21 protein-coding genes and 1 other annotated feature are annotated in these 18,476 nt (G+C 52.6%); of the genes, 11 read left to right on the forward strand and 10 right to left on the reverse strand.

Going from position 1 to position 18,476, the window contains the following annotated elements:
- Positions 1-16: 16 nt before the first annotated feature.
- Positions 17-430, forward strand: a complete 414-nt coding sequence (locus JX360_RS03920) for an acyl-CoA thioesterase (RefSeq protein WP_244349284.1) — start codon at positions 17-19, stop codon at positions 428-430.
- Positions 431-478: 48 nt separating this feature from the next.
- On the opposite strand, the gene JX360_RS03925 is transcribed toward JX360_RS03920, so the two are convergent.
- The 7 genes from JX360_RS03925 to JX360_RS03955 form a co-directional block, all read right to left on the reverse strand.
- Positions 479-1,780, reverse strand: coding sequence for an ABC transporter ATP-binding protein (locus tag JX360_RS03925; RefSeq protein WP_244349285.1), 1,302 nt, complete (start codon positions 1,778-1,780; stop codon positions 479-481).
- Between the two features lie 24 nt (positions 1,781-1,804).
- The gene (locus tag JX360_RS03930) at positions 1,805-2,650 is read right to left on the reverse strand and encodes an ABC transporter permease (protein ID WP_244349286.1); all 846 of its coding nucleotides are present in this window, start codon (positions 2,648-2,650) and stop codon (positions 1,805-1,807) included.
- Positions 2,647-3,714 carry a glycosyltransferase family 2 protein gene (locus JX360_RS03935; RefSeq protein ID WP_244349287.1) on the reverse strand — a complete coding sequence of 356 codons (1,068 nt, stop codon included), beginning with the start codon at positions 3,712-3,714 and terminating at the stop codon, positions 2,647-2,649. Before JX360_RS03935 ends, JX360_RS03930 begins: the two co-directional genes overlap by 4 nt.
- Positions 3,715-3,772: 58 nt before the next feature.
- On the reverse strand, positions 3,773-5,041 hold the full coding sequence (locus JX360_RS03940; protein ID WP_244349288.1) for a glycosyltransferase: 1,269 nt from the start codon (positions 5,039-5,041) through the stop codon (positions 3,773-3,775).
- A 113-nt stretch (positions 5,042-5,154) separates the two neighbouring features.
- Complete coding sequence (locus JX360_RS03945; RefSeq protein ID WP_244349289.1) at positions 5,155-5,934, reverse strand: glycosyltransferase; 780 nt, start codon at positions 5,932-5,934, stop codon at positions 5,155-5,157.
- 344 nt (positions 5,935-6,278) lie between these two features.
- Positions 6,279-7,103 (reverse strand): polysaccharide pyruvyl transferase family protein, encoded by an 825-nt coding sequence (locus JX360_RS03950; RefSeq protein WP_244349290.1) that lies wholly within the window; start codon positions 7,101-7,103, stop codon positions 6,279-6,281.
- A gap of 542 nt (positions 7,104-7,645) precedes the next feature.
- Positions 7,646-8,452 carry a DUF6817 domain-containing protein gene (locus JX360_RS03955; protein WP_244349291.1) on the reverse strand — a complete coding sequence of 269 codons (807 nt, stop codon included), beginning with the start codon at positions 8,450-8,452 and terminating at the stop codon, positions 7,646-7,648.
- Positions 8,453-8,679: 227 nt separating this feature from the next.
- Between JX360_RS03955 and JX360_RS03960 the strand changes: the two genes are divergently transcribed.
- From JX360_RS03960 to rplL, 9 genes are all read left to right on the forward strand, one after another.
- Positions 8,680-9,153 carry a hypothetical protein gene (locus JX360_RS03960; RefSeq protein ID WP_244349292.1) on the forward strand — a complete coding sequence of 158 codons (474 nt, stop codon included), beginning with the start codon at positions 8,680-8,682 and terminating at the stop codon, positions 9,151-9,153.
- Positions 9,154-9,184: 31 nt separating this feature from the next.
- Complete coding sequence (gene trmD, locus JX360_RS03965; protein ID WP_244349293.1) at positions 9,185-9,967, forward strand: tRNA (guanosine(37)-N1)-methyltransferase TrmD; 783 nt, start codon at positions 9,185-9,187, stop codon at positions 9,965-9,967.
- Positions 9,945-10,307, forward strand: a complete 363-nt coding sequence (locus JX360_RS03970) for a hypothetical protein (protein ID WP_244349294.1) — start codon at positions 9,945-9,947, stop codon at positions 10,305-10,307. The genes trmD and JX360_RS03970 overlap by 23 nt, the downstream gene beginning before the upstream one ends.
- A 101-nt stretch (positions 10,308-10,408) precedes the next feature.
- Positions 10,409-10,678, forward strand: a complete 270-nt coding sequence (gene secE, locus JX360_RS17695; RefSeq protein ID WP_244349295.1) for a preprotein translocase subunit SecE — start codon at positions 10,409-10,411, stop codon at positions 10,676-10,678.
- Positions 10,679-10,801: 123 nt separating this feature from the next.
- Positions 10,802-11,440, forward strand: a complete 639-nt coding sequence (gene nusG, locus JX360_RS03980) for a transcription termination/antitermination protein NusG (RefSeq protein ID WP_244349296.1) — start codon at positions 10,802-10,804, stop codon at positions 11,438-11,440.
- Positions 11,441-11,449: 9 nt separating this feature from the next.
- Positions 11,450-11,875 (forward strand): 50S ribosomal protein L11, encoded by a 426-nt coding sequence (rplK, locus tag JX360_RS03985; protein ID WP_244349297.1) that lies wholly within the window; start codon positions 11,450-11,452, stop codon positions 11,873-11,875.
- A 99-nt stretch (positions 11,876-11,974) separates the two neighbouring features.
- A complete protein-coding gene (gene rplA, locus JX360_RS03990) occupies positions 11,975-12,685 on the forward strand; it encodes a 50S ribosomal protein L1 (protein WP_244349298.1) in 711 nt (236 codons plus the stop codon).
- A 94-nt stretch (positions 12,686-12,779) separates the two neighbouring features.
- Positions 12,780-12,938: a sequence feature (ribosomal protein L10 leader region), on the forward strand.
- A gap of 64 nt (positions 12,939-13,002) precedes the next feature.
- A complete protein-coding gene (rplJ, locus tag JX360_RS03995; RefSeq protein WP_244349299.1) occupies positions 13,003-13,566 on the forward strand; it encodes a 50S ribosomal protein L10 in 564 nt (187 codons plus the stop codon).
- Positions 13,567-13,721: 155 nt separating this feature from the next.
- Positions 13,722-14,132: a 50S ribosomal protein L7/L12 gene (rplL, locus tag JX360_RS04000; RefSeq protein WP_244349300.1), complete on the forward strand. Its 411-nt coding sequence runs from the start codon at positions 13,722-13,724 to the stop codon at positions 14,130-14,132.
- A gap of 513 nt (positions 14,133-14,645) precedes the next feature.
- Here the strand turns inward: rplL and JX360_RS04005 are convergent.
- A complete protein-coding gene (locus JX360_RS04005; protein WP_244349301.1) occupies positions 14,646-14,930 on the reverse strand; it encodes a hypothetical protein in 285 nt (94 codons plus the stop codon).
- Positions 14,931-15,125: 195 nt separating this feature from the next.
- Positions 15,126-15,323, reverse strand: a complete 198-nt coding sequence (locus JX360_RS04010; RefSeq protein ID WP_244349302.1) for a hypothetical protein — start codon at positions 15,321-15,323, stop codon at positions 15,126-15,128.
- 248 nt (positions 15,324-15,571) lie between these two features.
- Here JX360_RS04010 and JX360_RS04015 point away from each other — a divergent pair, with 248 nt between their 5' ends.
- Positions 15,572-16,150 carry a DoxX family protein gene (locus JX360_RS04015; protein WP_244349303.1) on the forward strand — a complete coding sequence of 193 codons (579 nt, stop codon included), beginning with the start codon at positions 15,572-15,574 and terminating at the stop codon, positions 16,148-16,150.
- Between the two features lie 126 nt (positions 16,151-16,276).
- On the opposite strand, the gene JX360_RS04020 is transcribed toward JX360_RS04015, so the two are convergent.
- The gene (locus JX360_RS04020; RefSeq protein ID WP_244349304.1) at positions 16,277-18,433 is read right to left on the reverse strand and encodes an RNA degradosome polyphosphate kinase; all 2,157 of its coding nucleotides are present in this window, start codon (positions 18,431-18,433) and stop codon (positions 16,277-16,279) included.
- Positions 18,434-18,476: the final 43 nt, after the last annotated feature.

The raw sequence follows: 18,476 nt of genomic DNA on the forward strand, positions 1-18,476 counted from the left end.
GGATAAGCAACCCTCCATGACACATCCCTTTCAGGTCTCTTTGTCCATCCAAGTCAAAACCTACGATACCGACTACGCGGGGGTGGTGAGCAACCTCGTCTACCTGCGTTGGTTAGAGGATTTGCGACTGGCGCTACTGGATGCCTATTTCCCCTTGCAAGGACAGTTGGCCCAAGGGTACACCCCGGTGCTGCGACGCACAGAAATTGACTACCGGCGGCCTGTGCGGCTGTTCGATCCCGTGATCGGGCGCATGTGGCTTCCCAAAATCTCCCACATGAAGTGGTACATCTCCGCCGAGTTTGAAGTGGAGGGATCCCTGGTAGCCACGGCAGAGCAAGTGGGGGCTTTTTTGGATCTCAACACCTGGAAACCGATCCCGGTACCGCCGGATTTTGCCCGTGGGTTTTCTTCATTAAAATCTGAATGAAAATGAACAAAAAGGATAAAAACTCCTGGGAGGGGGCGGATTCAGTTCCTAAGCCCCTAGACTGGAACCGGGGATCACCTGCCAAGAGCGCGGCTGATAAAATAAGCATTGGCTAACCAGCCGACCGGGATGAACGGCAAAGCGAAAGTACTCGACAATATCCAGCGAAGAAACCCCCTCTTTCACATACACCTTGAGGTTGTAGACCCCCGGCAACAGCCCCATATTCGGCAGGTGCATCAAAACACGGGATCGACCCGCAGGTAGCGTCAGGTATTCGTCCTCAGCGGCACAGGTCAGGGTTAATACCCGTTCCGTTTCCCCCGCCACTGCTGAGATCAACACCCCGACATTGGCCCGCTGGATCGGTCGATGACTGAACACTTCTACACACAAGCTGATTGGATCCCCGCTAGTGGGATGGCGTTGCCAGTTCCCCTCCCCATCTTGAAAACCGAGAGCAGTAATATCCACACCCAAACTTTCGTCGGGATCCTTGGCAGGCAAGCGCAAAAACTCTGCCGTAGATTGGCCATCTCCCAAACTGAGATCCGCTTCGTACTGCCGCAAAATCTGCTCAGTCGGGCCAACCGCCACCAACTGACCCTTTTTCAGGTATACGGATTGCTCGCAGACATTCAGAATGGCATTGGGATTATGGGATACCAACACAAACGCCGTGCCTTGATCCCGCAAGCGAGCCAACCGTTGGTAACATTTCATGCGAAAGCGCACATCCCCCACCGCCAACACCTCGTCGATGAGAAGAATCTCCGGCTCAATGTGTACCGCACAGGCAAACCCCAACCGAGCCGTCATCCCAGAACTATAGGTTTGCACAGGTGCATCAATGGCCTCCCAAATTTCGGCAAAATCCACCACAGCATCGAATCGAGCCTGAATCTGTCGGGTGGAGAGGCCCAAAATAGACATATTGGCGTAGATGTTTTCTCGCCCCGTCAAAATGGGGTTAAACCCTGCCCCCAAGGCAATCAAGGGAGCCAACCGCCCCCGCACCCGTACCTGACCCAAATCCGGCTTGATCAGGCCACTGATGATGCGCAACAGAGTACTTTTGCCAGCTCCATTGGATCCCACCAGTCCCAGAGCCTGTCCAGGCAGCAACTGAAAGCTGACCCCTTGCAAAGCCCAAAATTCCTTGGGTCGCAGCCGATCCCCCTGACGGGATCCCCCGACCAAATCCGTGGCAATATCTTGTACCCCGTACCATAGGGAGCGCCGCAGCTGCCGACAAAATTTTTTGCTCACTCCCTCCGCTGTGACAACCGCTTCCGGGCTAAAGCCTTCAACCGCTAAATGACCGGAGGACCGTACCAGGGATCCAACCATGCTTTTCCTCTCTCCTGACTGTCTTCAAGAACTGACCCGCTCGATCACATAGGGCATAGCCAACCGGAAGCCGATCCAAGTGAGCAACAGGCCCACCCAAACCAACCCACTCACCCACCAGAAACTGGGGATTTGCGTCAGAATGCCAGTCGTAGCCAACTCACGGGTGGTCACCAGCAAAGGGGTAACCGGGTTCAGGTTGACCAGCATCTCCAGGCGTCCACTGGTGGGCACGGGATACACCACCGGCGTCAGAAACAGCCAAAACCCTGTTACCAACGTGATCCCCTTCGAGACATCTTGATACAGTGCCCCCAAAGGGGAAAGCAATGTACCCACCATTGTGCCCAGCAGGATCAGATGGATCAGGGCCACAGGAGCCAAGAGGGCCGATGGCCCCACGGGGATCCGATACACCCCAAAAAGCCCCACGATCAAAATCAGCTTGATGGCAAAGTTGAACCCCACCTCCCCCAGCTTGGCCAGGATGATCGCCTCACGTGGGAAGTTCACCCGAGTCAGCATGGGCTTGGCCTGAGTCACCGCTTGAATAGGCCCATTGAGCGCCTCCACAAAGGTCTGCCAGAGGGAGGTACTAAACATCACATAAGCGGGATAGGGCAGATCCGTCTGACCGGGAGTAAACACCTCCGCTTCACTGGCAAGGCTAAAACTGAAGGCCATGACAATCGGGGGGATGAAAGCCCAAACAAAACCCAGCAAAGAGGCCCGGTACTGAGCACTGATATCCCGTAGCATCAACCGCCAGGCCAATTCTCGACTGGCCAGCAGATCGGATCCCATCGCCCGCAACAGCTTCAGCGGAGCACGCAAAGGGCTGGCGGGAGTATGAACGACCTCGTAGGTCATACTGACCTCTGACCGCTAGAGAGCACGGGATCCTTGACCTGGATCTGAGGCGGTTGGGCTGAGTTCTGCCGCCGATAGGTGTGAATCAGCCAGCCTTCGATGAAACGATCCAAGGGATATAACACCCATTGGTTCAGACGATCACTGGTACGACCCCGAGTGAGCCTGCGATTTAGCGGTTGCCAAAGGGTCATCCGCCGCCGCCAGCCCAGTTTTTTCAGCTTTGTCTTAAAGTAGCTGTCTTCGGCCAAGCCCCATTTCCGCCGCAGGTGCTCCAGGCTGGCTTGTGTCCAATGGTTGCTCCAGCGCAGCATATAAAAGGCAACATCACTCCAGTCCGCAGGCGGGCCAGGCACATAGGTAACAAGACTCTTGGGCTCAAAGTAGATCAATTCACCGGCAGCCATCACCGTCATGCAAAAATCCAGATGCTCTTTGGTATTGAGCATTCCCTCATCCAAAAAACCGACTTTCTCTCGCAGATCGGTGCGCAAGAACATACAGTGAAACTCCGCCAGTTCGGTGGGCTGAGCGTGCAGTTGAGCACGAACCTGCTCCACCTTTTGGCCTTGTTTGTACATTTTTTCCCGCAAATGTCGGGATCCCTTGCCATCTTGCCAAACGTGATTTTCGCCACCAGCACAGTGAACGATTGTATGGACGGGTTCGCGCTCACACATCAGCGGCCCTACAATGGCAGCCCCGGTCTCTTCAGCGCACTGAAGCATCGACTCTAGCCAGCCGGATGAAACAATGACATCGTTATCCACAAAGGCCATATAGGGGGTTCGTACTGCTTTCCAGCCCATATTTCGAGCTTGATTCGGGGATAAATAGTGCTCGGTGCGAATCAACTGAAAGCCTCGCGCTTGGGATTGCTCCTGCAAATAGCGCCGGATATGGGCAGGAGAATTGCCATCCACATAGATAAGGTGAAACGGGATCCGTGTGTGGGCATAAAGACTTTCCAAAGAAGCCTGAGTACAGCTAAAGCGCTCCCTTGGCACGACGACTAAGGTAATTTGTGGTTGCTCCGGGTTGGAATTGAAATCGGCTTGCAACATAACCACTCCTGATCGAAAAACTGAGAAGAAACCGGTTAAGAACCCAAAATAAAACGGCTCAAGCAGAAGGCTGTGGGGTGGGGTCAGCTAGCGCATCTAGGGCGTCCTCCCGCAATAGCTTTTGATAATGCCGTATCAGTTCATCATTAAGAGTCTCCAAATCAAACACTCGTTCAACAAAACTGCGCCCAGCTCGGCCCATTTCCGGCCAACGTTCAGGGTGTTGAATGAGATCAAGCAACCGCTCGGCCAAAGCTCCGGGATCCCGCTCGGGGACCAGGAAACCTGAGAGGCCCTCTTGCACCAATTCTGGAATGCCCCCATGCCAGGTGCTGATCACCGGCAAGCCCATTGCCATCGCTTCCTTCAGCACATTCACCGGCGCATCCTGGTTGCCATCGGCTGCCGTCACGCTGGGAGCCAAAAAGAGGTGCGAGCGCGACAAAATCTCAACAATCTCCGTTTGATTCTTTTGCCCCAGCAGATGAATCTGCTCCTGCATACCCAATTCCTGGATCAAGGCTTCCAGCAAGGGGCGCTGCTCTCCCTCTCCAATGATGTTGAACTCCAAATTCGGGTACGTTTTGGCCACCTGAGCCACTGCCTGGACGGCATCCGGGATCCCCTTTTTTTCCACCAATCGCCCTGTCAAGGCAATGCGCACCCGCCCATCTTCCGGGAAATGACGCACCTGAAAGGGAAACTGCTTCGGGTTCAGCCCTGAATAGAGCACCTTTAACTGCCCTGCAGGGCAACCCATCGCCAAGAGCCGCCGTTGAAAAAACCCACAGTTGGTCAAACACAAATCGGCAGCAGAAAAGAGTGTGTTGTAAACCGCCTCTCCCTGCTCCTGCACATATTGGCTGATGTCATGTCCTCGGAAGGAAACGACCAACTTGCCGCTATTGACTGCCTGAAAGGCGATGCCCAGCTCCCCCAAGGTGCCGAACTGGCAATGAACAATGTCGTAAGGAGCCCTGCCAACAGCAGCCTGAGCAACCATTAAACGATCAGCCAGGGATCCCTCTGAGCCCCAAAAAACTCGTATCAAACGAGGTAGTCGGAAGGGATCCATCAGGCTCTGACGCAATAAAGTCTTGACAACGCGTTTCAGTTGGCCTGGCAGCGTTGTAGGCTTACCTGGCAAAAGATAAGTGCATTTGAGCAAATCATAGGCAATAACCTCAGGGTGCAACTTGCTTTGCTCACCCAACCTACGAGTATAAATATCTACCTCATGCCCACGCCTGATCAGGCCAACGATCTGGTTGATCACAAAGGTTTCGGAGAGGAGTGGGAAATGGCCCACAATCATCGCAATTCTCACAACTCCTCCTCACGGGGAAAACCCTTCTCTAGACCCATAGACCGCTACCAGCGAATTGCTCGGCACAAAGCTAAGTCACTTCTATCGCCTCAACCTTGAACAGTACATCTTTCTTAAGATTTACTTAAGACTTGCCCTTGGGGAGGGATTTTCTCTTCGCACCAGTGGGATCCCCCTACCTTAGGGAGTCTTGTCTTCATGTTCACCAGAAGATTGGCAAGACGTTCCAGATTAGCGCTGGGTTCTAATGCAGATAGATCCGGCCTCTCTCCAGTCAGAGAACGAGCGCTGATAGCCGCCTTAGCCAACGTAAGCGTAGAAATCTCCCCGTCGTAAGTGATTACCCAATCAGACCCTACCGCTTCGACCAAATCGCAGGTAAACGGTACCCTTGGGGCAACGACCACACACCCACAGGAGAGGGCATGAATCAGCGCTCCGGAATGGAGAAAGTTACCATAGGGAGCAATGAACACATCCAAAGCTGTCAAGACCCGTTCGAACTCTTCTGAGGTAAGGCTGCCCGGTCTAAAATCTAATGCATCTCTAGTGTTTGAGAGCTTTGCGAGTGCGCTGTCAACGCCATCCTTGGCCAAACCAGCAATCAAAAGCTGAGAGCCAGGTGGCGCGATTTGCTCAAACCTCTCCGCCAACGGCACGAGTTTCTTGTAGGGCCTAAGCTGTCCAACATGCCCGTAAATCAATGCGGAAGATGTCAAACTCAGCTCTTGCCTAGCCTGCTCACAGTTGCCGCTATAGCTGATCAAATAAGGTGGATGCCAAATAAAGGCTTGAGGCTTTCTAGACAATTCTGGGTAGCGCTCAACCACCACTCCAGCAGTAGAGGGAGAGAGAGTGATCCACCCATCAATAAGTTGCAAAAGAGCACTCACGTAAACACCCCAAGCACGGTGGTGCTCAGGATGGAGATCATGGGGTTGAAGGTTGTGCACAAACCAAAGTACCCGTGTGCCCCGTAACTTCAGAAACATTAAGTTTGTAACTACTTGTAAAATTGAAAACCACAATTGGGTCGCTGACCTTGACGACCAAAAAATTGCATCAGGCCAATGGATGACAAAGAGGTCTGCCTTTTGGATTGAGGTCTTCCAAAAGGTAGGATTACTGTTGCACACAGACATGCCCAGATGGGTTAGCATTCTACAGGCAGTGTCAACAAAAGCATTTTCATGGGGTGCAGCAGGCCAAGAAAATGCTACAGGCTTCCTACTGTTGCTCAAACTGAAGTATCCTCAAAACATTCATAGGGGAAAGCGGCAAGCATCTCTGATACGGAATACTCGGGTGGATCCGGACTCTGTCCATCCATTGCGGCCTGAACAGTTTCGTAGGAAGGATAGTGGGATCTTCCGGTTCCTAAGAAATAATCTTCATACTTGAAGCTTGGCTCCGCGCTTGATTTGAGCACTCTGACGGGCACCCCAAAAGCTTCAGCAACAACAATGCCATGGAGGGAGGAGCTGATGACTAGTTCACTTTGGGCAATGCGCCTAAGAATGCTGGACAGTGAGTCTGTGGGGCTTTTGAGCATAGTGGGTTGAACATTCAAAATCCTATCGTTTAAGTTACCAATTACCGTGATCTTGTGAATCCTAGTATTTCTGAGGGCCAGATATTCCGGGAAAAGATATCCGACTAGCAGTCCAGGATCCCCAAAAATCTTAGGAGCAAAAACGCCGCGCTCTGCCAAAAAAACATGAGTTAAGGGGCCACGCAGCATCCTCACGTCAAGGTTGCTGAAACGATGCTCCTCGCTCGAGATTTTCCCATTGCGACCACTTCCCCAGATAATGTCACCATTTTTTGCAAAATGAAGGATAGACCCTACGGTTAGGAGGGATTGATTGGCCGAGTCTGGATCTCCGGTGGTTCGGATTTTTCTTGTCACCCCTCTTTGAGCCAATACTCTTTCCACAATGAGGGGGCCAAGGAGATCCCCAAAATTGTTGGGGCGACTGTAGAAGGGGAGATTCTTGCCAAACCTACCCTTCCACCGGCGCCGTTTGGGATTCCAGAAATACAAAGAAAGGGTTTGAGACATCACTTACACAAAAGCCAGTATGGTGTTCCTTTTAGCTTTAGGATCAAGGATCCCATTAGCATAAACAGTGAAGGACAAAGCCAGTGATTTCAACATTAACCACCCTGCTCAGTAAAGCAAGGCCGTTCATAGCACAATCCACGTAAACAAAAACACCTCTATCCGCCTTTATCCAAGGGTGGAGCTTGTGTTTTACCTATGTTAGGTGGGCAGCCCTAAATAATTAGTGTGCTGACCATAGTGCAGTAAGAGCTGATTTATAAAAAGAATCTAAAGGTAATCAGTCTGAGATGGATCAGGTTTTAGGCTCAACTCAGGACAATTTTTTGATGCATGAGGATGAGCCGTTTATCTGAAGTTTCCAACCCGTACCACAAACCTTACCTGACTCTCTCGAAAACGTGGTGGAGGTGGCTCATCCCGTACTCTGAGATCCTTGCCCCATCAGGTGTTGACATCATGCATCCTGCTACGCATCGCTAACACGAACAGGAAATTCTAGTACTATCACCATAAAAAAGTCAGGAGATTCACCTACCTATTTATTGAGAACTTAGTCCGGGCAAGAGGACACTAAAAACCCTCTTCAATTTCTGAGGTAATTTGTAAAACTTTCTTGACTGATATCTGATCAGTTGAATCACCCGATCAAACGGCCTCATCTGCAGAGACTTCGGAAGCAGGAGCGTGGAAGATGACTTTTCTGCAAGATTACAAAGCTCAAGAGGAATAGAGGTATGCTCATTGAACTCTATAGCCTCAAATAGAGACTGAGCCAATATCGGAAAACCCAGCTCAAGAGCTAAATTCCTAATTGCAATACTATCGTGTTTCAAGTATCGCTGACCCTTTTCCATTCCATTGTAGACCATGCCGCAATCAAGATATTCCTCAAGCTCGTTTGCCAATCGAATTAAAAGCACATCTTTATCTTTTTGGTCAAGTTCTTCCATCCGACTCAAAAGTCTTGCAGGGGCATCGGGATCCCACTTGAGTTTTGCATACTGTTCAATATAGGACTCAACTCTATTCCCCAATCGAGACTGAAGATAGAAACGCTTAGCGGGTGTGATACCTTTTCGGCCCCCAACACCAAAGTCTCCATTAGCATAAGCGGCATGAAGTAAACCAGCTATGACAACATCAATGGATAGATTGAGGGAAGCAAGGATACTCGCAGTGCCAACGAGGTGAGCAACAAAGGTTTTGCCGGAAGGCCGAAACATGCCCGTAAAGAGCTCAATTGTAACTCGATAGGCTTTTGCTAGTTGTTGCAAGTCTTCCAAGCTATAGTTCTGTTGGAGTACTTGGTTGAAGAGCTGCAGATTAGTTTGTGCGTAGCTTTGCATACCACCTCGCAAATCTTCATGGATTCAGAACCACACCCACATACCATGCACGATCGGTCATCAAAGTTCCATCTTTCTTTAGATTTACTTAATATTTATTTTGATTCTCATAGCTGATTTAGCAGGACGGCGGTGAGGACTATGGGGCTGTTGACTTCTCCCGATTTAGAGACCGGGGAAGGGCTATCGCCTAGAATCGGTTCAGAATTGAAAGGATCTCTGCTGCCATGAGTTCTAACTCTTCTGACTGGTTTACCCGTGCCCGCCACATCTTCTATGGCACAGCCACCGCTCTGGTTGAGATTCTCCAAGATCCAGAAAAGCGCACGGAAAATCTAAACCGTCTGTCGATGGATTTGGGACAGCTAGCAGAGGAGTTGGAGCAAAAGGGAGAGCTGACCGAGCAAGAGGCGATTCGCTATCTGGAGGGCCTTAAGGATGCCACTGCCAATGCTCCCTCTACAGCCCCGGATAGCGAAACTCCCATCAGCACTCCTAGCGAAGTTGCTTCTAGCTCGCCACCGACTTCTGCCCCCCCTGTTTCCAGTACAGTCAGCTCGACGCCCATCTCAAAAGAAGAGATTGCTGAGTTGATGGAGTTGACCCACCAAATTGAGTCGTTGCGCCTAGATCTGGAGCGGCTGCGCACGGATCCTACTTCTCCACCTTCCAAAACTTCCAATGCGGATCAGGCAGAGTAAAGAATCCTGACAAGTTTTTGGCCTGTAACTTGTGCGTCTCGATATCATCACCCTGTTTCCAGACTTCTTCGAGGCTCCTCTGCAAATTGGGCTGCTGGGGAAGGCTTTGCAGCAAGGCATTGCTCAGGTGAATTGCATCAACCCGAGGGACTTCGCCACCGATAAACACCGCCGTGTTGATGATGAGCCCTACGGGGGTGGGGTGGGTATGGTGCTCAAACCAGAGCCTTTTTTCGCTGCCGTGGGATCCCTACCCCGCTGGGATCCCTACGAGATCATTTTGCTCACTCCCCAGGGGCAGCCCCTTAACCAGGAGGTATTACGGGAGTTGGCCCAGAAGGCGCAGTTGATTCTCATTTGTGGCCAGTACGAAGGCTTTGATGAGCGGATTCGCCAAAATCTGGCTACCCGTGAGATTTCTTTGGGGGACTTTGTACTCACGGGGGGAGAGATTCCTGCCCTAGCTTTAATCAACGGCGTGGTGCGGCTCTTGCCAGGCACAGTCGGTAAGGTAGACTCACTGAAGAGCGAGAGCTTCGAGTCCGGGTTGTTGGAGTACCCTCAGTACACCCGTCCGCCGGAGTTTCAGGGCCATCGGGTGCCGGATGTGCTGCTCTCAGGGGATCACCAGGCCATTGCCCGTTGGCGTCAGCAGCAGCAGTTGATTCGCACTTGGCAGCGGCGACCTGATCTGTTGGCCAAACGCTCCCTCACTCCCCAAGAACAACACCTATTGGAGACTGGGTTGGCCGGGGAGAGAACAGATGCTGTGGATGTGGAGGAACCCACCGATGCGCAGAAACCATCTATCTAACCCATCTTGTATTGGTTTGTACGGGATCCCTTTGGCGGTGGTTCTCCTAGGGATCTCCATGGGTCAGATTCTGGCCAGCCCTACACCTGCCTTGGCTCAAAACGAGAACGTTAACGATGCCATTCGCCGCGATGGCAATACCAACTTGTTCGATGGCAGCAGCATTGACATGAACGATCTGTTTCGCGCTGCCGACTTTCTCTCCAACCAAAATGCGGCCTCCCGCTGGGATAGCACGGCTGGACTTGATGCTGCCGTGGAGCAATTCAATCAATCCCGTCGCCGCCCCCTACAACTTTCTCCCGGGTCTTTGCGGCCTGAGCCCCCAACGACGCCTTAAATGGGATCCCATCCCCAATAAATTCTGTTAGGATCGCAAAGCCGATCCTGAGTACGCTCAGATCCGGTGCGTCGTTTGGGATCCATCAGGAGAGTACTGCTGTGGTCAAGAGCACCCCTTCTAGCAAAGTCGATACGGAGCAACGTCTGGATCCCTCTAGCCGGGGCAACTCTAAAGAAAGTTCCGCTGAATCCAAAGGGATTCTGGGCTTTGTGAAAGAGACCCGTGAGGAATTGGGCAAAATTGTGTGGCCGAGTCGTCAGCAACTGATCAGTGAATCAGTGGGCGTTTTGCTGATTGTGCTGGCTTTTGCCTCCTTTATTTACTTGGTCGATCAACTGTTTAGCTGGATAGCGATTCAATTGTTCTAACTGGTCTAATTTTGGCCTAATTGGCTATTTCAGGGGCATCCCTGTCACCATAGGTACGGGATAGATACAGGATAGACAAGCGCAGGTACGGATCGAAATCAATCAGGCGGAGGAAGATAGGTGATGAGCCTAGAGCCGGAGCACCACGAAGTGTATGATAGGGCACCTGAATCCTCAGAGGCTGAGGGGCAAAGTCCGCGCACCTTACGTTGGTATGCCGTGCAGGTGGCTTCAGGTTGTGAAAACAAGGTTAAAAGCACCCTGATGCAGCGGGCTGCCGCTCTGGATGTGGCGGATCAAATTGTGGAGGTGGTGATCCCGAAGCGGCTGGGGTTCAAGCTGGATCGGGCTGGCAAACGCCAAGAGCAAGAGGAAAAAGTTTTCCCTGGCTATGTACTGGTGCGCATGGACATGAACGATGATTCTTGGATGGTGGTGAAAAGTACCCCAAACGTCATCAATTTTGTCGGCACCGAAGAGAAACGCGCCTACGGTCGCGGTCGCGGGCATGTCACCCCCCGTCCCCTAAGCCACGGGGAGATTCAGCGTATCTTCAGCAGTGTCGAGGTGGAGGAAGTGCCTCTCAAAATCGATATGGCCGCTGGGGATCGAATTGAGGTGCTATCAGGCCCATTCCAGGGTTTCTACGGCGAGGTGGTAGAAGTCAGCCCAGAACGAGGCAAGCTAAAGGCTCTGATCTCAATTTTCGGGCGCGATACCCCGGTAGAATTAGAGTTTGGTCAAGTGCGAAAAGAGGTGTAACAGCGTTCCATGGCAAAGAAATTGGTGGCAGTGGTCAAGCTGGCCATTCAAGCGGGCAAAGCCACCCCCGCACCCCCGATCGGCCCAGCACTGGGTCAGCACGGGGTCAACATCATGGCCTTCTGCAAAGAATATAACGCCAAAACGGCGGATCAGTCGGGGATGGTTGTACCGGTTGAGATCTCCATTTTTGAGGATCGCAGCTTTACCTTCATCCTCAAAACACCGCCCGCATCCGTGTTGATTAAAAAGGCTCTTGGCATTGAGTCGGGTTCTAGTGAGCCCCACAAAACCAAAGTGGGATCCCTAACCCAAGCTCAGTTGCGTCAGATTGCCGAGCAGAAGCTGCCGGATTTGAATGCCAATGATGTGGAAGCGGCCATGAAGATCATCGCTGGCACCGCCCGCAGCATGGGTGTGACGGTAGCCGATTGAGGTTGAATGGCTTTCCGTCCACCGTTGTTCAATTGTTAGATTATTCAAACAAACCATTGTGGGGGAGAGACATTCTCGCTAGCACCCCAAGGAGAAACTATGGCTCGAAAGATTTCCAAACGTATGCAGGCTTTGCGGGAGAAAGTGAAGCCCATTGCCTATGCCCCTGAGGCGGCCTTGGCCCTGATGAAGGAGACCGCCACCGCCAAATTTGAAGAAGCGGCAGAAGTCCATATCCGCCTCGGCATCGATCCCAAATATGCCGACCAACAACTGCGAACCACGGTGGTTCTACCCAAGGGCACCGGCCAAGAGATCCGGGTAGCGGTGATCGCCCGTGGTGAAAAAGTGACAGAAGCTCAAAATGCAGGTGCCGATCTGGTGGGCTACGAGGAACTCATCGACGAAATCAGCAAAGGCATGATGGATTTTGACCTGTTGATTGCCACTCCTGATGTCATGCCACAGGTGGCCAAGTTGGGTCGGTTGTTGGGGCCGCGTGGCCTGATGCCTTCTCCCAAGGGAGGGACTGTTACTGCGGATTTGACCCAGGCAATTCGTGAATTCAAGGCCGGTAAATTGGAATATCGGGCTGATCGCACCGGCATCGTGCATATGATGTTCGGCAAGTGCAAATTCCCAGTGGAGGCTCTGCTGGAGAACCTTAAAGCGGTGCAAGAGTCAATTGATCGCAACCGTCCCTCGGGGGCCAAGGGCAAGTATTGGCGAACCTTGCATGTTTCTGCTACAATGGGGCCCTCAATCGAGGTTGATATCAATGCCCTGCGAGACCTGAAATTGGCAGCCTAAAGGCTGAGCCAGGTTCAGGGTTGCGGTAGGTTAAAGACTGTTGCTTTTGAGTTTGGATTGGTGAATTAGGAGACCCGAGACAGAACACGCTTCCTACAGTCGAATCATCGAGCCGAAGACAGCAGGTGCCCACAGGCTTAATGTCCTGCCGAGGTTTGAGTGGAGTGCAGAGGGATCCTTTGCGGGTTCTTGTTCTGTCTGTTCTCGCCTCAATGCGTCTTGGCTTCGGCTGGGACGCATTCTGTTTTGAGCGACCGGGATCCACCCCCAAATGGAGCAACACACAGGTTCATCCATTCAAATCAGGAGGTGAGCGCATGGGCAAGCAACCTGTAGCGAAGAAGGCGGAGGTCGTCGATGAAGTACGATCCCTGCTGCAAGCCAGCCAAATGGTGCTGGTGATCGACTACAAGGGGCTGACTGTTTCGGAAATGAACCAGCTGCGGGCAGAGTTACGCAAGTCGGATTCTGTGTGCATGGTGGTCAAAAATACCCTAATGCGGCGGGCCATCGCCGACCAAAAAGCTTGGGCAGGGATTCAACCCTTCTTGGCAGGGCCATCGGCCTTTATCTTGATTCGGGGGGATATTTCAGCCGCCCTGAAGACCTATCAGGATTTCGCCAAGCAAACCAAGAAAACCGAGTTCCGGGGTGCGGGCATTGAGGGGCTGTCCCTGACATTGGATCAGGCCAAAGCCATCGCCGATCTACCCCCCAAAGAGGTGTTGATGGCCCAAGTAGCGGGCGGCCTCAACTCGGTGGCAACCAAGTTGGCCGTTGGACTCAATGCCGTGCCTACCCAGGTGGCGCGTGGCATCCACGAGATCCCAGCTTCACTGGGACGGGCCATTCAGGCCATTGCCGACAAAGAGGCCGCTTAGGGGGATTCCTTGCACATCCCCTACCTTTCCGTTCCACTGTCAGACCTAACATCGTCCATCAGTTGAAACGGATCGTGAACCCACACCGGACACTTGTCCAATTCCCACCCTAGAGCACAAGTCACACCCAAGTTACCCATAAGGAGAACAACACCATGGCTTCTGAGCGCGTTGAAAAAATCCTCGAAGACCTGAAAGCCCTGAGCTTGTTGGAAGCTTCGGAATTGGTGAAAGCCATCGAAGAAGCATTCGGCGTCAGTGCTGCAGCCCCCGCCGGTGGCATGATGATGGCTGCTCCCGTGGCAGCAGCAGCAGCAGCTCCAGCAGCAGCAGCTGAGCCTGTAGAAGAACAAACGGCCTTTGATGTCATTCTTGAGGCTGTCCCCGCTGATAAGAAGATCGCCATTCTTAAGGTGGTGCGCGAGTTGACAGGCTTAGGGCTGAAAGATGCCAAAGACCTCGTGGAAGCTGCTCCCAAAGCCGTTAAGGAAGGGGCGGCCAAAGAGGAAGCCAACGAAATTAAGAAGAAGCTAGAAGAGGCTGGTGCTACTGTCAAAGTGAAGTAATTTGAGCCTTCTGGGAGAGGGATCCCCCATTCTCTCTCCCGCCAACGTTTTGTATGGAACACAGCCTACTAGTGCCCTCTAGAAGCCGCAGAAACAGGCGAGATTGGTTCGCATGTAGACTCCTCCTCCATCGAGGGGTCTTTCCAGGTTGAGGGTGGTGGCTTAGGTGGTGAACTCACCCGTTTCATCAATCCTGCTGCCGGCTCTTCCCAGAGCCGTATCACTCGATAGTGATGCCGCGTCCTCTGGCTGATAAATTCCTTCACTCTCACCTGTGGCGATTAGGTTGGATGCAAGAAAAGAATGAAGAGCGACAGGAGAGAACAAAACACCCTCAAGGAACGGATCAACTGACCCGCTTGAAGTGGATTCAGTGTGTGGACTCAATCCAACCTCAAGTTTGTAACCTATGCAGAGACAGGGGAATGATGCGTAGGAAAACCCTCCTGCCGTAGCAAGGGGATCCAACATGAATTCAACTATTCACATGACTGTTTGGGGTGAAATTCCAACTCAGTCGCGCACAGAACCCCTATTACGAGCCTGTTGCACCAGTGCACGGATGCGGGAGGATTGGCCGGGTTCCATAATCGGGCTATCGGTGATCAAGCTGGCGCGCAATTCGGGTTGAACTCTAGCGGTATCCACGTCAAAGTTGCCACCGTTGTCACGGGTTTGGCTGGCTTGAATTTGCAGCGCGCGCAGGGTGGAGGTGGCAGCACTGGCCAGAGAAGCAGAGCCATTCACCAACACAACAGCCGACAGAAGGCCGAAAGCAATACGGGTAACGGTATTCATGGTCAAATCTCCTTGAGAGTAGGGTGAGAGGTGAGGTTGAGGTGAGGAGTGAAGTTCTCTTTCCTCGTCATGATTTGATTAAACGAGTCCAGCCTGAGAAGGGTTTGAGTACAAACTGTGGGTGAGTGAAGAGTTTACTGAGAAGGTGCTAAGCTGGGATCCAGTCTGAACTCAGGTTGTGTTCTGCTCCGGGCATCAATTCTTTTTGGAGCTGTGAGCCTCCTGAACCAGCTGACGCAGAGCGGATTGATTTTGCTCAGGATTTTGAGGCTTCCACTCACTGCTAGGGGTGCTGGAGCTGTTGCTGGCCTGACCATAGGCTTGAGCAAAACCTGGATTGGCCATCAAGAGGGTGGCCAGAGCGGCCAGAGCCAAGAAAGACTTAGAAATCATGTACCGATCTCCTGAAGAGGGTTGTCGATGAGGGTGAAAAGCCAAGGGCGAAGGGGAAGTGTTTCATCCCAACCCTGTCTGGCTTCTATAGGGAGTACGGCGGCCATTCTCTTTGGATGCGTGATTTGCATCACATCAGGGGGTGGCGACCCGGATCCCGGGATCCCTGGAGATCAGGCCATTGAGCTTGTTACAGAAATTTAGAATCGTTACAATAGTTGCTATCTTTGCATTGCAGGTTTCATCTCATGGCACTTATTCAGCAGTTTCCGGTGCTGCTTGCTTCGGCTTTGCGCCACGACAGCGTTGCCCCGCGCTGGTCTCAACTCGGTTGGGCCGTTTTGCGGGTGGTGGCGGGGTTATTCATGATTCATAACGGCCTAGACAAATTGGCAGATATCGAGGGCTTTGCGGTAGCTTACGTTGAAGTCATCGGGTTGCCTTTCCCGATCTTTTTTGCGTATGTGGCTGCTTTCACCGAGTTGATCGCGGCTCCGATGGTGGCGTTGGGGTTGTTGACCCGAGTGGCAGCTTTTGGTCTGTTGAGCACGATGGCTGTGGCCATGTTTCATCACATCAAGGTGGCAGGCTTTAGCGTTCCTTACCTGGAGCTATCGGCCATTTATGCGGCTATCTTCTTGGCTTTTACTGTGAATGGTGGAGGGATGTTCTCCTTGGATCAGCTGTTGGTGAAGGGGATCGAAGCAGGTTTGAATCGTTCTAGCCGTCAACGATTAGAGAGTCTGCAATCTTCTTTGGAAGCCACCGAGCGGGTGATTGCGTTGGGGGAAGAAGAAGCTGAGGCTGCTAAAGCGGCTCAGTCTTGAGAACTTTAGAGTTAATTAAAATAATTCGAGCCAATTGGAAAAGAAAGGGATCCCCTCTGGCTGAGGCAGGATCCCCTTTTTTGTTTTCGTTGGATTTTTTAGAAAAATCATCAAAGGATCTTTACCCTAAATGCGGCTGGCTGACCGTTCCATCAGGCGTTGGTGGGTAGAGCGTACCTCTTCTCCTGCCTGCGGTTGCCGCTGAACGTAGGTACCATCGGCGTGCAGTTCCCAAGCTTGTCGATTATCGCTCAAGCAGATCTCCAAAATGGCTTTCAACTCCTGCTGCAACAAGGGATCCTCCACAGGGGTGACCACCTCGACCCGTCGGTCCAAATTGCGAGTCATGTAGTCAGCACTGCCTATAAAATATTCTTCCTGGCCATCGTTGTGAAAATAAAAAATGCGGGAATGCTCCAGAAACCGCCCAATAATGCTGATCACCCGAATTCGTTCGCTCAGGCCCGGGATCCCCGGTTTGAGGCAACACATCCCCCGCACGATCAAGTCGATCTCTACCCCCGCTTGGCTGGCTTCGTAGAGCACCTGGATCATCTGCGGATCCACCAAGGAATTCACCTTGACAATGATTCGGGCGGTTTTGCCCGCTTGAGCATGTCGTATCTCTCGTCGGATCAGGGCTTCCATCCCTTGACGAAGGGTTCTGGGGGCTACCAACAGCTTACGGAATTGCCGTTGCCGCGAATAGCCCGTCAGCAGGTTAAACAACTCCGTCACATCGTTGCCTAAGGTCTCATCACAGGTAAACAGGCCCAGATCGGTGTAGATGCGGGCCGTTTTGGAGTTGTAGTTGCCGGTGCCAATGTGCAAGTACCGCCGCAGGGATCCCCCTTCTTGCCGCACCACCAAAGCCAATTTGCAATGGATCTTCAGCCCTGGTAGTCCATAGGCTACATGTACCCCGGCTTTTTCCAGCTTTTTGGCCCAGAGGATGTTGTTTTCTTCGTCGAAGCGGGCCTTGAGCTCCACCAGTGCCGCCACCTGTTTGCCGTTTTCTGCCGCCTGGATCAGGGATCCCACCACCGGAGAATCGCCGGAAGTGCGGTAGAGAGTTTGTTTAATGGTCAGCACCTGCGGGTCATTGGCTGCCTCTTCCAAGAAGCGCTCCACACTAGCACTGAAGGAATCGTAGGGGTGGTGGACCAGCAGATCCCCCTCCCGGATAATCGAGAAGATATCCACCGGCTCCTCGCTGACCGAGGGTGTGCGCAGGCGAATGGGGCTGACTGCTCCCCAAGGGGGATCCTTCAAATCGGGACGATCCAGGCTCATAAAAGCCATTAATCCCCCCATATTCAGAAGGCCATCCACCTCATACACCGAGTCGCTGTCGAGGCGCATCTCTTCACTTAGCCGCTGCCGGATCGCCGCTGGGGTGTGCCTGGCGATCTCCATCCGCACCACCGAACCAAAGCGACGTTTGCGCAGTTCCTCCTGAATGGCTGAGAGCAGATCATCGGCTTCATCCTCTTGGATTTCCAGATCAGCATCGCGGGTAATGCGGAAGGGATAGTATTCCAGCACCTGCATGCCGACGAACAACGACTCCAGGTTGTGGGCAATCACCTGCTCCAGCGGTACAAAGCTCAGCCCATCCTTGAGCGGAACAAAGCGGGGCAAGGTATTGGGCACTTTCACACGGGCAAAATGTTCCTTGCCGGTTTCTGGATCCCGTACCACCACTGCCAGACTCAGGCTGAGATTGGAAATATAAGGAAACGGATGCCCTGGGTCCACCGCCAAAGGCGTGAGGACCGGAAACAAGCGGCTCTCAAAGTAATCCCGCAGCTCCTGCCGTTCCGACTCCGCCAGATCTGAAAACTCGCGGATGTGGATCCCCTGTTCCGCCAGCTTGGGCAACAGATCTTGTCGGAAGCAAGTGTGCAACTTTTGAATCAGGGGCCGTAGGTGCTGCGAGATCTGCCGCAACTGTTGCTGCGGGGTGAGGCCATCCGGGGTCAAGGTCAAAACGCCCGTTTCCAACTGGCGGCGAATCACCGCCACCCGCACCATAAAAAACTCATCCAGGTTGGTCTCGAAAATAGCCAGAAATTTTAACCGTTCCAGCAGTGGCGTGCGCTCATCTAGAGCCTCATGCAAAACCCGTGCGTTGAATTCAATCCAGCTCAGCTCCCGGTTAAAGTACTGATCCGGTCGGGCATAGCCTTCTTTGATCGGAGTCGCCGGGATCCCTGGATGGCCAGCGGAAACCTCTGGGTTGAAGTCTAACGACGGGTCAGTTTCCCTGGGGTGCGACATCATAGTGGTGGGGGTTAGGTTGTCTGGGACACATCAACAATGGTTT

This window comes from Thermostichus vulcanus str. 'Rupite', from assembly GCF_022848905.1.
Lineage (GTDB): Bacteria > Cyanobacteriota > Cyanobacteriia > Thermostichales > Thermostichaceae > Thermostichus > Thermostichus vulcanus_A.

Excerpts from the sequence above, each read along its gene's own strand:
- JX360_RS03970 (WP_244349294.1), top strand. The coding sequence starts at position 9,945 with ATGCGCAGAAACCATCTATCTAACCCATCTTGTATTGGTTTGTACGGG.
- rplJ (WP_244349299.1), top strand. The coding sequence starts at position 13,003 with ATGGGCAAGCAACCTGTAGCGAAGAAGGCGGAGGTCGTCGATGAAGTA.
- JX360_RS03925 (WP_244349285.1), bottom strand. The coding sequence starts at position 1,780 with ATGGTTGGATCCCTGGTACGGTCCTCCGGTCATTTAGCGGTTGAAGGC.
- JX360_RS03955 (WP_244349291.1), bottom strand. The coding sequence starts at position 8,452 with ATGCAAAGCTACGCACAAACTAATCTGCAGCTCTTCAACCAAGTACTC.
- JX360_RS03920 (WP_244349284.1), top strand. The coding sequence starts at position 17 with ATGACACATCCCTTTCAGGTCTCTTTGTCCATCCAAGTCAAAACCTAC.
- rplL (WP_244349300.1), top strand. The coding sequence starts at position 13,722 with ATGGCTTCTGAGCGCGTTGAAAAAATCCTCGAAGACCTGAAAGCCCTG.
- JX360_RS04020 (WP_244349304.1), bottom strand. The coding sequence starts at position 18,433 with ATGATGTCGCACCCCAGGGAAACTGACCCGTCGTTAGACTTCAACCCA.
- JX360_RS03935 (WP_244349287.1), bottom strand. The coding sequence starts at position 3,714 with ATGTTGCAAGCCGATTTCAATTCCAACCCGGAGCAACCACAAATTACC.
- JX360_RS03960 (WP_244349292.1), top strand. The coding sequence starts at position 8,680 with ATGAGTTCTAACTCTTCTGACTGGTTTACCCGTGCCCGCCACATCTTC.
- nusG (WP_244349296.1), top strand. The coding sequence starts at position 10,802 with ATGAGCCTAGAGCCGGAGCACCACGAAGTGTATGATAGGGCACCTGAA.
- JX360_RS03950 (WP_244349290.1), bottom strand. The coding sequence starts at position 7,103 with ATGTCTCAAACCCTTTCTTTGTATTTCTGGAATCCCAAACGGCGCCGG.
- JX360_RS03930 (WP_244349286.1), bottom strand. The coding sequence starts at position 2,650 with ATGACCTACGAGGTCGTTCATACTCCCGCCAGCCCTTTGCGTGCTCCG.
- rplA (WP_244349298.1), top strand. The coding sequence starts at position 11,975 with ATGGCTCGAAAGATTTCCAAACGTATGCAGGCTTTGCGGGAGAAAGTG.
- JX360_RS04010 (WP_244349302.1), bottom strand. The coding sequence starts at position 15,323 with ATGATTTCTAAGTCTTTCTTGGCTCTGGCCGCTCTGGCCACCCTCTTG.
- JX360_RS04005 (WP_244349301.1), bottom strand. The coding sequence starts at position 14,930 with ATGAATACCGTTACCCGTATTGCTTTCGGCCTTCTGTCGGCTGTTGTG.
- JX360_RS04015 (WP_244349303.1), top strand. The coding sequence starts at position 15,572 with ATGGCACTTATTCAGCAGTTTCCGGTGCTGCTTGCTTCGGCTTTGCGC.
- rplK (WP_244349297.1), top strand. The coding sequence starts at position 11,450 with ATGGCAAAGAAATTGGTGGCAGTGGTCAAGCTGGCCATTCAAGCGGGC.